This is a genomic window from Streptomyces sp. NPDC101151 (assembly GCF_044768335.1).
Classification (GTDB): domain Bacteria; phylum Actinomycetota; class Actinomycetes; order Streptomycetales; family Streptomycetaceae; genus Streptomyces.
On sequence record NZ_JBIWPP010000027.1, the window covers coordinates 34227 to 47229 of the forward strand.

General features: G+C 70.8%; 10 protein-coding genes and 2 pseudogenes. 8 read left to right on the forward strand and 4 right to left on the reverse strand.

The window, feature by feature from the left end:
• Positions 1–186: 186 nt before the first annotated feature.
• Positions 187–1047: an SDR family oxidoreductase gene (locus tag ACIRU3_RS34795; RefSeq protein WP_404065093.1), complete on the reverse strand. Its 861-nt coding sequence runs from the start codon at positions 1045–1047 to the stop codon at positions 187–189.
• A 217-nt stretch (positions 1048–1264) separates the two neighbouring features.
• On the reverse strand, positions 1265–2596 hold the full coding sequence (locus tag ACIRU3_RS34800) for an FAD-dependent oxidoreductase (protein ID WP_404065095.1): 1332 nt from the start codon (positions 2594–2596) through the stop codon (positions 1265–1267).
• A 262-nt stretch (positions 2597–2858) separates the two neighbouring features.
• On the opposite strand from ACIRU3_RS34800, the gene ACIRU3_RS34805 reads away from it, so the two are divergent.
• The gene (locus ACIRU3_RS34805) at positions 2859–3263 is read left to right on the forward strand and encodes a winged helix-turn-helix transcriptional regulator (RefSeq protein WP_404065097.1); all 405 of its coding nucleotides are present in this window, start codon (positions 2859–2861) and stop codon (positions 3261–3263) included.
• 80 nt (positions 3264–3343) lie between these two features.
• Here ACIRU3_RS34805 and ACIRU3_RS34810 read toward each other — a convergent pair whose 3' ends face one another.
• On the reverse strand, positions 3344–3718 hold the full coding sequence (locus ACIRU3_RS34810; protein WP_404065099.1) for a hypothetical protein: 375 nt from the start codon (positions 3716–3718) through the stop codon (positions 3344–3346).
• A 602-nt stretch (positions 3719–4320) separates the two neighbouring features.
• On the opposite strand from ACIRU3_RS34810, the gene ACIRU3_RS34815 reads away from it, so the two are divergent.
• The 6 genes from ACIRU3_RS34815 (at position 4321) to ACIRU3_RS34840 (ending at position 12253) form a co-directional block, all read left to right on the forward strand.
• Positions 4321–5043, forward strand: coding sequence for a chitinase (locus ACIRU3_RS34815; protein ID WP_404065102.1), 723 nt, complete (start codon positions 4321–4323; stop codon positions 5041–5043).
• Between the two features lie 354 nt (positions 5044–5397).
• Positions 5398–6252: a glycoside hydrolase family protein gene (locus ACIRU3_RS34820; protein WP_404065105.1), complete on the forward strand. Its 855-nt coding sequence runs from the start codon at positions 5398–5400 to the stop codon at positions 6250–6252.
• Between the two features lie 101 nt (positions 6253–6353).
• On the forward strand, positions 6354–6788 hold the full coding sequence (locus ACIRU3_RS34825; RefSeq protein ID WP_404065106.1) for a septal ring lytic transglycosylase RlpA family protein: 435 nt from the start codon (positions 6354–6356) through the stop codon (positions 6786–6788).
• A gap of 389 nt (positions 6789–7177) precedes the next feature.
• Positions 7178–8026, forward strand: coding sequence for an oxygenase MpaB family protein (locus ACIRU3_RS34830; protein WP_404065109.1), 849 nt, complete (start codon positions 7178–7180; stop codon positions 8024–8026).
• A 120-nt stretch (positions 8027–8146) separates the two neighbouring features.
• Positions 8147–10369, forward strand: a complete 2223-nt coding sequence (locus ACIRU3_RS34835; protein ID WP_404065112.1) for a tetratricopeptide repeat protein — start codon at positions 8147–8149, stop codon at positions 10367–10369.
• Positions 10370–10684: 315 nt separating this feature from the next.
• Positions 10685–12253 carry a phytoene desaturase family protein gene (locus tag ACIRU3_RS34840; protein WP_404065114.1) on the forward strand — a complete coding sequence of 523 codons (1569 nt, stop codon included), beginning with the start codon at positions 10685–10687 and terminating at the stop codon, positions 12251–12253.
• Between the two features lie 101 nt (positions 12254–12354).
• On the opposite strand, the pseudogene ACIRU3_RS34845 reads toward ACIRU3_RS34840, so the two are convergent.
• Positions 12355–12576, reverse strand: a pseudogene (locus ACIRU3_RS34845) (SDR family oxidoreductase); the annotation flags it as partial.
• On the opposite strand from ACIRU3_RS34845, the pseudogene ACIRU3_RS34850 reads away from it, so the two are divergent.
• Positions 12575–12999, forward strand: a pseudogene (locus tag ACIRU3_RS34850) (transcriptional regulator); the annotation flags it as partial. The pseudogenes ACIRU3_RS34845 and ACIRU3_RS34850 sit on opposite strands and share 2 nt — an antisense overlap.
• Positions 13000–13003 lie beyond the last annotated feature (4 nt).

Here is a 13003-nt window from a genome sequence, read left to right on the forward strand (position 1 = left end):
CGCGGGTTGGGGGCCCTTGGGGTTTATTTGGGGCGCAGGGGGCCCCCCCCCCCCCCCCCCCCCCCCCCGGGGGGGGGGGGGGGGGGGGGGGGGGGCCGCCCGGGCGGGAAGGAGCGAGGAGTGACCGGCCGGCGGGAGCTCGGCGAAGCCGGCAGAGCGCCGCACTGTTCGGCCGGCCGCGGCACGTCAGGAGTCGAACACGCCGGTGAGCGCCCGGGTGAGGCTTGTCGTGGGGCGGCCGATCAGCCGCCGCAGCTCCGAGGAATCGGTGAAGAGCTCGCCGCGCTTGAGGCCGAGGTCCGAGTCGGCAAGGACTTCGGCGAGTTCGGCGGGCAGTCCGGCGTCGAGCAGGGCACCCCGGTACTGCTCGGCGGGCAGGTCGCTGTAGACGATCTCCTGGCCCGTGGCACTGGACAGCGCGGCGGCCAGCTCCGCGAGCGTGAAGGCGGTGTCCCCGCCCAGCTCGTACACGGAACCCGCGTGCCCCTCGGACGTCAGAACGGTGGCCGCCGCCTCCGCGTAGTCGCCCCGCGACGCGGCGCTGACCCGGCCCGTGCCGGCGCTGCCGGGCACGACTCCGGTTTCCAGGAAGAGCGGGAACTGCGACGTGTAGTTCTCCAGGTACCAGCCGTTGCGGAGGATGACGAAGGGTACGCCGCTGTCGCGCAGATACTGCTCGGTCCTCCCATGGGCGTCAGCAAGGAGCATCTGGGCCGTGCGCGCGTTGAGCGTGCTCGTGTAGACGATCAGTTCGGCACCGGCGACCTTGGCCGCGTCGATGGCACGGGCGTGATGGCCGAACCGCTTACCGACGGTTGTCGTCGACACGAGCAGGACTTGCCGCGCCCCCTTGAACGCTTCCGCCAGGCTGCCGGAGTCGGCGAAGTCGGCTCGCCGTACCTGGACACCCAGCTCGGCCAGATCGGTCAGCCTGTCGGTGTCCCGCCCGGTGGCGATGATGTGGTGCGGCGCCACTCCGCGGCGCAGCAGGTCCTCCACGACGAGTCGGCCGAGCTGGCCCGTCGCGCCGGTAACGGCAATGGACATGTCCTACTCCTGGTTCAGGTAGTTCTGAGAGGGCTTGAACGCCTCGGCAGCAGTAGATCCGAGGAACTCCCCGACGGGAAGTGACCACTTTTTGGTTTGGTAACTTTCCATCAGAGAGCAAGCAGGTCAGCTGAGAGTTGGTGCGCCAAAGCGCAGTTGTAGGCGGTCGCTGGGCGAACATGGTGACCCCCACCGCCACAGGCAGCCGGTCAGATGGTCAGATCAAGGCGTCCTGCCGACGGAGTTCCGCGCGGACGGCTTCGATGTCGTGGCGCTGGTGGTGAACGTAGAGCGCGGCGGAGACACCAGCGGCGTGACCGGTCGCAAAAGCCGTGCCCATGACGCGCAGAGAGGCGTACGCGGCGCTGTCCGCAGCCGTCAGCCGGCCCGCTGCCCACAGGTTGTCCGTGTCGGCCGACGTGATCGCACCGTAGGGGATGTCGTACCAGCCGTTGCCCGCGATCGACTGGTAGCGGGTCGACCCGGGTGCCGCATGGTCCTCGATCGGCCAGCCGCAGCGCGCGATCGAGTCACCCGGCCGCTTGCGGCCGCTGATCACGTCGTCCCCGGTCACCGAGGCGCGACCGCGCAGGTGTCGAGTCTCGCGGATACCCATCTGGGGCCCGGTCTCCACGAGGTGCGCGCCGTGCCAGCCGGGCAGGTGACGACGGAAGGCGTTCATGTACTGCCGGGCCTGACACCGTGCGCTCATCTCGCTGTGGGTGAGCGCCGCTGCGTCCAGGGCATCGACCTGTTCGTCGATCAGCAGAAGAAAGATCTGGCCGGTGACCGGCAGACGTGCCGCGATGCCGCGCGTGCGCGCAAACCGGAGACCGGTGCTCTCCGCGAACAGGGTCAGTGCCTGCTCGATGCCTCGGTTCGACAGGTCCGCGTCCTGTGCCACTCCGCCGACGCGGCACACGAGAGTACTTGTCTGCCGGGCGCTTGCGGGTTCGACGCGGACGCCGACTCCGGCCGCGGCCAACAGCGCGCCGTCGCCGCTCGCGTCCACGAAAGCCGATGCTGTGATCCGCTCGTCACCGCCCCGGTCGTTGACGGTGATCTCGCGGACGCGGCCCTCGTCGTCTCGAACCGCCTGCGTCACGGTGCTGTGCAGGCGGACCGTCACGCCCGCCTCGGTGACGAGGCCGTCGTAGAGGTGCTTGGTGGTCTCCAGATCCAGCAGGACGAAGTGGTTGCCTGTCCAGCCGGTGTTGAGGCGTGCGTCGCGGTCGACGGTGACGATCCTGTCGGCGAGCGCATGGGTGGCGTCGCCCTCGGCCGAGGTTCCCGCCAGTTCCTCGTAGACGTCGTAGTCCTTGAGTCGCTGCAGCACCTCGGCGCCGACGCCGGCGACGACCTGCTCGTGGCGCTGGTCGAAGAAGCCGCAGAAGGTGAGCACGGAGCTGATCGTCGACGCGCCGCCCAGGAAGGGCCAGCGCTCCACGAGGAGGACGTCCGCTCCTGCCCGCCGGGCACCGACGGCGGCGGCGATGCCCGCGGCACCACCGCCCGCCACCACGACATCGAAGGAGGATGTGGCACTCATTCTCGGTGTTCCTTTTGCGAGTTGTGAGGGTGAGTCGTGACAGAGGAGCCGGTCCGGCGGAGCCGCCTGTGGGACGGACGTTCGCGTGTCCGGGACGATCAGCCCCTTCTCCGGAGTGGACAGGAGGGGCTACTGTTCCGGAAGTAGACACCTTCGGGTCGCGTAACTCTCCGATGGAGAGCTTCCGCCGCTGTGGAAGGTTCCGTTCCCTGAACGGGCCTGCGTCCTGGCAGGGAGTGGGCACGTGGGAAGGAACGAGGAGATGGCGACAGCGCCGCAGGCCGACTGGGACCCGTACGCGAGCGGGTGTCCCTCTCGTGAGGTTCTCGACCGCATCGGTGACAAGTGGACCGTGCTTGTCCTGGGGGAGTTGGCAGAATCCGGCGCCAAGCGGTACACCGCGTTGCGCAGGAAGCTGGACGGCGTGAGCGAGAAGATGCTCACCCAGACCCTTCGGGCGTTGGAACGCGACGGTCTGGTCCGCCGGACCATCCATCCAGAGATTCCGCCCCGGGTCGAGTACGAGATCACCGAACTCGGTGCAACGCTGCGCGAGCCTTTGAGGGCGTTGAAGCTGTGGTCGATCGACCACATGAATGAGGTCCTGGCGGCGCGGGCCGTCTATGACCGGCGCATCGGTAGCGCCTCACACGAGCCGGGGGACTGAGAGCCGCTTCGCAGTGGGTCGGGGCCGGGCGGTGGCTGGGACGCAGGGACCGGGCGACCCGCCGACCGGTGCTTCAGGTGTCAGGAGGGCTTGACGGTGATCTCCTCGAACACCGCGTAACTGATGTCCACGGACTCGTTCTTGTGGTCGAGTACCTTTGCCTGGCGAGTTCCGCCCAGTCCGCCCACGTAATAGACGATGCGTACCTTCACGGGCTTGCCTTCGGCCGGCTTCAAGTTGACGGCACGCCCGGCGGGTTCCGCATCCATGGCCCGGAAGTCGCAGAGGGTTCCCTGGCCGGTGACGCAGAATCCACGTGACACCGCCGGAATGTAGAGATGGGTTCCCGGGGTGAGGTGCTCTGCGTCGCACCGGTGAATCACCGGCTTCACGGGAGTCGCTGCGTTGACCGGAGTGGACGAGGCCACGATTCCCAATCCTGCCGCGAGCGTCACCCATACAACTGTTGCCATACGCTTCCTGCTTGTCATGAGACTCCTCTTCGTGAAGAGCTGAATTCCAGCAATATGAGCCGCTGGTGGCCCACTGCGCGTTCAAATTACCTGGCGACGCGTCAGACGAGTCAGGAATAATTGCTGTGAGAGCGACGATTGTTGCCCGCATACGGCGGTGAGACGCATCCGCGGGCTGTCCGGTGCGCGGTGACCGGCCGGGTGATGGCTCCGCCGACCGACGTCGTCGGCTTCACCGGTGGGCCGGCCTGAGCAACAACTGCCGCTCCGCCCGCAATTTTGAACAACTGCCGCTGGGCGTCAACAGGTAGATTCATTGCCGAGCAGCGGCGAGGGGACACAACCGGATCGCAGGACAGGCACGGACCATTGGCGTCCCTCTACCCGAGGCGAGGATGTCGGGCGCTGCCCCGGCAGTAATCCGCAGTGAGTTTTGTCGGGTGCTCGACGACACAATCATGCCGCCCCTGGAGAGCCCGGCTGTCGCGACAGCACGCCACAGCCATGACCTCGCCCGATCGGTTCTCACAACGCCGCTTGCATTCCCGTCAAGTGATTCACGCTCATTCCAAGGAGTTCCCCGTATGCGAAGGCTACGCCTTGTCCATGCCGTGCTGGCCGCCGTACTGATGGCGGCCGCAGCGATCAACCTGACTGCCACCACGGCATCGGCCGCCCCCAAGCAGGGCGACGGTTTCGTCGTCAGCAAGGCGCAGTACAACAAGATGTTCCCGCATCACAAGAAGCTTTATACGTACGAGGGCCTGGTCAAGGCGATGAAGGCGTTCCCGGCCTTCGCGCACAAGGGCGATGCCAAGACCAGGAAGCGTGAGGCGGCCGCCTTCCTCGCAAACGTCAGCCACGAGACCAGCGGGCTGATCTACATCAACGAGCAGAACAAGGCCGCCTGGCCCACCTACTGCGCCGAGGAGCCGTACGGCTGCCCGGCCGGCCAGTCCGCCTACCACGGCCGCGGCCCGCTCCAGATCAGCTGGAACTACAACTACAAGGCCGCCGGCGACGCGTTCCACGTCGACCTGCTGCACCACCCGAACCTCGCGGCGAAGAACTCCACCGTGACGTGGAAGCTCGCGCTCTGGTACTGGATGACCCAGTCCGGCCCGGGCACCATGACGTCGCACCACGCGATGGTCAAGAACGGCGGCTTCGGCGAGACGATCCGCAGCATCAACGGCGCCGTCGAGTGCAACGGTGGCAACCCGGCCGAGGTGCAGGACCGGATCGCGAAGTACAAGAAGTTCACCAAGATGCTCAACGTCAGCCGGGGGAAGCACCTCAGCTGCTGACGACCGCACGGCCACGGCGGCAGGAGCGGGCACCCTGACGAGCCGGAGAGACCGGCGCCCCCGGCCCCCCTCCAGCCCTCGGGCTGTCCGCCCTGAGACCAGGACGTCGGCCGTCGGCCCCTGCGACACCTCGAAGCGGACGTCGGCGGCCGGCGGCCACAAGGGTCTGAGCGCCCTGTACGGAGCCCGCCGCTGACCGCCTGCGAGCGGCCGGCCGTCCGCGCACGCCGACAGCTCCGGCGTAGGAACCGTCACTTCTCCTCGCCCTCCTGATCACCGTCGCGTGCCACGACGCACGCACGGCCGCGGACGACGCTTCACGGACAGGGCCGGACAAGAACATTGGGAGACGTCATGCGAAGAATACGAGCCATCGCCCCGCTGCTTGCGCTGTCAGCCGTGCTTACGGTCGGCGGCCAAGGCGCCGAGTCCGCGGCGGTCGCGGCCGGCGGCCACGCCGGTGCGTCCACTGCCGCGGCGAAGAAGAAAGGCGTCAGCGCCTGGCAGTTCCACGGCGTCACCAAGGCGCTGGCCGACTCTGATGTCGGCTGGTTCTACACCTGGTCCTCGAGCAGGGGCCGGATCAGGCCTCCGGCCGGCGTCGAGTTCGTACCCATGATCCATGACGTGGGCTCCGTGACCAGGACCGACCTCGACCTGGCGAAGAAGCAGGGCAGGACCCTGCTCGGTTTCAACGAGCCCGACAGGTCGGATCAGGCGCACATGACGGTGCCTCAGGCGCTCGACCTGTGGCCCCGGCTGCAGTCGACCCGTATGCGGCTCGGCGCTCCCGCGGTGGCCACCGGTGGCGAGGTGGCCGGTGGCTGGCTCGACCGGTTCATGAAGGGCGCCGCCGCCCGTCACTACAAGGTCGATTTCATTCCCCTGCACTGGTACGGCGCGGATTTCGACGCCAAGCGCGCGACCGGTCAGCTGCGCAGTTACCTCCAGGCCGTGCACAAGCGTTACAAGAAGCCGGTTTGGCTCACCGAATACGCACTGACCGACTTCTCTGTCGGCACCCCGCGGTATCCAACGCCGGCCCAGCAGGCCGCGTTCGTGAAGAGATCGACAGCCATGCTGCAGAAACTGCCCTACGTCCGACGGTATGCGTGGTTCACCCTCTCCATGAACCGCGGCGACCGCACCGGTCTTTACCACGGCGCGAAGGCCAACCGGGTGGGCGCCGCCTACCGCGCGGCGGGCTGAGCGGAACAGTCGGCACCGTACCGGTCTCCGCACCCGGCCGCGCAGAAGAGCCACTCACTCCCCATTCCCGATTTTGACGACAAATGAAATGAGGCAAGAACATGAGCAAGCGGACCAGGTACGCCGCCCTGGCGGCCGGAGTCGCCGCGCTCACCGCGGTGGTGGCGCTCGCCCCGGCGAGTTCGGCCGCGCCCAGCACCGCGTCGGCGCACAAGAGGACGTGCTGGGCGACGCACTACGGCCCGATGCCCGCCGGCAGCCAGACGGCCAACGGCGATATTTTCGACAACAGCAAGAACACCGCGGCGACCTCGCTGAGCCGCAGGCACCAGCTGCCGTTCGGCACCAGGGTGAAGGTCACCAACGTGGCGAACGGCAAGTCCCTGGTCGTGCGCGTCAACGACCGGGGCACCTTCGAGCGGACGAAGCAGGTGCCCCTGTGCCTGGACCTGACCGACGGCGCCTTCCGCCGGCTCGGCGGCAGCCTGAACCCCGACGCCGGCCACATAGTCGTCCGGCAGAAGGTGCTCAGGTGATCACCCTCGCGGCGTTCGGCTGACCGTGCACCCTGCCGGGAGGGCCGGACCACCCGGACGGGTGCGGTGCCCGTTCCCGCTCGCGGGGATGGGCGCTCGGTCCGTTCTGTGCGGCCCACGGGGCCGGATCGTCGCTCCCCGGGTGGCGAAGGAGTTCACTGCCCTGTTCCTGCACACCCGCGTCGACCACGGCCCGCCGGCCCTGACCCGTCCCGGCCCGGCGACGGCCTCCGCCGACGCCGGCACGATCGCCGGATCCGGCGGGCTCCGCGTGATGCACACCCCGTGCCACAGGCCCGGAGCACACCGTGCCGTGGCACGATCTGCAACCGGCGGTATCGCTCGGCTCGGCCGCCGTGGCATCGTGGTCGCAGGGCGGAGGTGACCCCATGACCGATGCCGACCCCGGGCTGTTCGGCCCCTCCTCGGTGACCTGGCAGATGCACGGTGACCCCATGATGTGGGTCGCCGGCGTCCGGGCGCTCTACTTCCAGGCCCTGCACCCGCGTGCGGTCCGCGGGGTCATGCAGAACTCCGACTTCCGCCGCGACGCCTGGGGCCGGCTGATGCGTACCGCGAACTTCGTCGGCACGACCACCTACGGCACCACCGAGGCGGCCGAGCGGGCCGGCGCCCGGGTGCGGCGGATCCACCGCATGCTGACCGCGACGGATCCGGACACCGGCGAGCGGTACGGCATCGACGAGCCCGAGCTGCTGTTGTGGGTGCACTGCGCGGAGATCGACTCCTACCTGCACGTCCTGCGCCGCTCCGGCTTCCCCCTCACCGGCATCCAGGCCGACCGTTACATCGCCGAACACCGTGCCGGCGCCCGCCTGGTGGGCCTCGACCCGGACGCCGTTCCGGCCGACCGGACCGAGCTGGCCGCCTACTTCGAGAAGGTGCGACCCGAACTGGCAGCGGGACGCGAGGCACGCGAGGTGGACGACTTCCTCCTCCGTCCGCCGACGCACCCCCTTCTGGTCCCGGCGCGCGAGGTGTTGTGGCGGCGCGTGGCGCAGCTGGCCTACGCCTCCTTGCCCCCGTACGCCCAAGAGCTGTACGGCAGGCCGGCCCCCGCACCCGCCGCCGTCACCCGCCGGCTCAGGGCCATGGGCGCCCTGCTGCGGTGCATTCCCGCACGTCTGCGCTGGCAGCTGCCGCCCAAACACATCCTGCGGGCCATGGAGAGGCTCGGCCCCGGCGCACGACCGGCACCGTACAAACTGGGGCGATAAGTCGCCATACTGGACGAGCAGGGGGGTGTGTCACGGATCGGGCCGCGTTCCGCGCGGTAGCGGGCCGGGGCCGGGTCCCCCAGGGGGCGGGGCGGACAGCGACGGGGGCGACGGCGCGCGATGGGGGAGAACAGGCTGATTCAGGGCCGGTACCGGCTGCTCGATCTGATCGGGCGGGGCGGGATGGGCGAGGTGTGGCGGGCCCGCGACGAGTCGCTGGGCCGGCAGGTCGCGGTGAAGTGCCTCAAGCCGCTCGGCCCGCACCACGACCCGTCCTTCACCCGTGTCCTGCGGGAACGGTTCCGCCGGGAGGCCAGAGTGGCCGCCGCGCTCTCGCACCGCGGAGTGACCGTCGTCCACGACTTCGGCGAGCACGACGGCGTCCTGTACCTCGTCATGGAGCTGCTGGAGGGACGCGATCTGAGCCGGCTGCTGGAGGACAACAAAGGGCATCCGCTGCCGGTGGACGAGGTGATCGACATAGCGGAACAGGTGGCCGCCGCCCTCGCCTACACCCACCGACAGGGCATAGTGCACCGAGACCTGAAGCCGGCCAACATCGTCCGGCTCACCGACGGCACCGTGAAGATCTGCGACTTCGGCATAGCGCGACTCGGCCACGACATCGGCTTCACCGCCCGGCTGACCGGGACCGGCATCGCCATGGGCACCCCCCACTACATGTCCCCGGAGCAGATCGGCGGGACCGAGGTCGACCAGCGCAGCGACCTGTACTCCCTCGGCTGCGTCCTGTACGAGATCGCCACCGGAGCGCCGCCGTTCGACCTGGACGACGCCTGGGCGATCCTGATCGGCCACCGCGACACCCCGCCCCGTCCGCCGCGCGCCCACCGTCCCGAACTCCCGGCCCACTTCGAGCGGGTCGTCCTCGACCTACTGGCCAAGCACCCCGACGAACGACCGTGTGACGCGGGCGAGTTGGGGACTCGCCTGGCCGCCGTCCGTACGGCTCCGGCCTACCTGCCCACGGTCGTGACGGCGCGTCCGTGGGCCGGCCAGGCGGCCACGCACCAGGCGCACCTGCCGGCCTGGACCCAGGGCATGACCACCGGCCACAAGGCGGTCGGTGCCGGACTGCACCCCGTCACACCCGACCCCGGAGCGGCCCTGACCGGCTCGTGGACCGCCTGGCCGGCCGCCGCCGGTGCCCAGGTGGCCGTCCTGTCCCGGCCGTCGCCGGCCGCCGTGGCCGCCCTCACCGCACGGCACCACGAGGGCCTCGGCCTGGCCCGGCGCGGCCGCTGGGCGGAGGCCCGCGACGTTCACCTGGCCGTCGCCGCCGAACGAGGCGCACTTCTCGGCCCCGACCATCCCGACACCCTCGCCAGCCACTTCGAGGCCGCCTTCACCCTCAGCCGCACCGGCCGAGCCGCCGACGCGCTGCGCGCCTACACCGACGTCGCCGACGCCAGAGCACACGTCCTCGGCCCCGACCACCCGGACACGCTGGCCGCCCGGCAGGAAACGGCCTACGTCCTCGGACAGTTGGGCCGCCACTTCGAGGCCCACCAGGGCTACACCTCGGTACTGGCCGCCCGGATGCGCGTCATGGGCGCCGACCATCCCGACACCCTGCGCTGCCGCCACAATCTGGCCTTCAACCTCAGTCGGCTCGGCCGTCTCGACGACTCGTACCGCATGGCCCTCGACGTGGCCGCGTCCCGCGCCCGGGTGCTCGGCCCCGACCACCCCGACACCCTGGTCACCCGCTACGAAGTCGCCTACGCACTCGGCCAGCTGGGACGCTGGGAGGAGGCGCTTCGCACCTACCGCGAGGTCGCCGAGGCCCGCGCCCGGGCCCTCGGCCCCGACCACCCGGACACGCTCGCCGCCCGCTACGAGGCCGGCATCAGCCTCGGCCGCCTGGGCCGCAGCGCGGACGCCCTCCGCCTCTACCGCGACCTGATCGAGGACCGCACCCGCGTCCAGGGCGCCGCCCACCCCGAGACCCTGCGCGCCCGCCACGGCCTGGGCGTCAACCTGGGCCGCCTCGACCGCTGGGAAGAGGCCCTCGCCGAGGCCCGCGACGTGTGCGCGCTGCGCGAACGCGTCCTCGGCGCCGACCACCCGGACACGCTCGTCAGCCGCCGCGAGGTCGCGGTCGCCCTGGGCTGGCTCGGCCGCTGGGCGGACGCGCTCACCGAGTACCGGCGGGTCGCCGCCGCCCGCGAACACGTCCTCGGCCCCGACCACCCCGACACCCTCGCCAGCCGCAACGACGAGGCCCACTGCCTGGAACAGCTGGGCCGCGGCGCCGAGGCCGTGGAGCTGTACCGAAGGGTCGCCGTCCTGAGCCGGCAGCGGGCGTCCGGCGGACACTGACCCGGGCCGGCCGGCCTCCGGGACCGCACCGCGCTCGGCGGATCGGACGGGCCCGGTCCCGGGCCGGCCGGGGGAGCGGGGCTGGGCCCTCGACCTTCAGGCTCACTTTCGTCCGCGGGAACGGGTCGCGCCAGGCCGCCGCCGGATCCTGTACCCGTACCTCCCGACGCATGGCATGTTCAAAGCCTCCAGGACCACAACGGTCTGTCGGGCAGCGCCGGTTCCCGGAGGAGACGGACCGGACGGCCGGCCGACCGGACCCGTCCGGTCGGCACGCCTCTGGCCGTCGTAGATCATCACGTGTTACGAAGAACCATGCCTGCCAACGAGGGAACCCGGACGTACGACGCCGTCATCGTCGGCGGCGGCCACAACGGCCTGGTCGCCGCCGCCTACCTGGCCCGGGCCGGACGGTCCGTGCTGGTCCTTGAACGGCTCGACCACACTGGCGGCGCCGCCGTCTCCACACGCCCGTTCGCCGGCGTCGACGCACGGCTGTCGCGCTACTCCTACCTGGTCAGCCTGCTGCCGCAGAAGATCGTGCGGGACCTCGGCCTCGACTTCCAGGTCCGTGCCCGCACCATCTCCTCGTACACCCCCGTGGAGCGGGCCGGCCGGCCGACCGGACTCCTCGTCGGCGGCGGTGACCTGCGCACCCGCGAGGCCTTCGCCCGGCTCACCGGCTCCGACCGCGAGTACGAGGCCTGGCAGCGGTTCTACGGCATGACCGGCCGGCTCGCCGAGCGGGTCTTCCCGACGCTCACCGAACCGCTGCCGTCGCGCGACGAGCTGCGCCGACGGGTCGACGACGAGGAGGCCTGGCGGAACCTGTTCGAGGAGCCGATCGGCGTCGCGGTCGAGGACCGCTTCGCCGACGACCTCGTGCGGGGCGTGGTCCTCACCGACGCCCTGATCGGCACATTCGCCGACGCCCACGAACCCTCGCTGGCCCAGAACCGCTGCTTCCTCTACCACGTCATCGGCGGTGGCACCGGCGCCTGGGACGTCCCCGTCGGCGGTATGGGCGCCCTGACCGACGCCCTGGCCGCGGCCGCACGCGACGCGGGCGCCGTCGTCGCCACCGGACACGAGGCCGTACGCATCGAGACGGACGGCCGAACCGCGGAGGTCACCTACCGCACCTCCGACGGCGAGGGCGTCGCCGCCGCCCGCCACGTCCTGGTGAACGCCTCCCCGCAGGCCCTCGCGGAGCTGACCGGCGACGCACCGCCCACCCCCGCCGAGGGAGCCCAGCTCAAGGTGAACATGCTGCTCAAGCGGCTGCCGAAGCTGCGCGACCAGTCCGTCGACCCGCGCGAGGCGTTCGCCGGCACCTTCCACATCGCCGAGGGATACACCGACCTCGCCACCGCCCATGCGCAGGCCGCCGCCGGTGTGCTGCCGAGCGCCCCGCCCTCCGAGATCTACTGCCACTCGCTCACCGACCCGACGATCCTCGGCCCCGACCTCGTCGAGCAGGGCTACCAGACCCTCACCCTCTTCGGCCTGCACACCCCGGCCCGGCTCTTCGACCCGGACAACGACGCCGTACGCGACGAACTCCTGAAGTCCACGCTCGCCCAGCTCGACGCCCACCTCGCCGAGCCGCTCGCCGACTGCCTGGCCACCGACGCCGACGGCCGCCCGTGCATCGAGGCGAAGACCCCGCTCGACCTGGAGCGCGACCTGCGCCTGCCGGGCGGCAACATCTTCCACCGCGAGCTGGCCTGGCCCTACGCCCAGGAGGACACCGGCCGCTGGGGCGTGGAGACCCGGCACGCCAACGTCCTGCTGTGCGGGGCGGGCGCGGTGCGCGGGGGAGGGGTGAGCGGGGTGCCGGGGCACAACGCGGCGATGGCGGTGCTGGAGGGCGGCGGCGACTGAGGGACGGCCGAGCCGGGACTCAAGGGCGGCGAGCACGCTGCAGGGGCTGAGGGGCCGGTGCGTCGGCGCCGAGTCGGTGAGCGTGCCGGCCGGTGCCGCGCTCAGGCCCGTAGGCCTCCGTCCACCTGCAGGATCACGCCCGTGACGTAGGACGCGTGGTCGCTCGGCAGCCACGCCGCCGCCTGTGCGATCTCGTCCGTGTCGGCGGCCCGGCCCAGCGGGTTCTGGGCGGTGATCCGCTCGATGATGCCGGGGGAATTCCGCTCGCAGTCGTCGACCGTCTCGGTGAGGGTGAGCCCCGGGGCGACGGCGTTGACGGGGATCCGCCGCGTCTTCCTGGGACCGCACCCGGAGGGCGGGCGCCTCTACGGTGTCTCGGACGCCGACGCGTTCGCCCGGACGTCGGTCCCCCAGCTGCGCGCCGCCGCGGCCCGCTGTCTCGACGACCCCGAGCTGACCGCGCCGATCGGCGAACCCCTGGCCGGAAGCCGGAAGCCGGAAGCTAGGAGTTCGCCCGGCTGTGGGCCGATCACCAGGTGGCCTCCCGGCCCACCCTCCGCAAGACCTTCGACCACCCGTTCGTCGGGCCGGTCACCGCCGACTGCGACGTCCTGGACATCACCGACCAGGATCAACGCGTCGTCTACACCGCCACCCCGGGCTCGCCGTCCGACGAGGCACCGCGGCTGCCGGCGGTGATCGGCTCCCGGCGTACGGCACAACCGCTCGGCCGGCAAGAAATCTGACGGA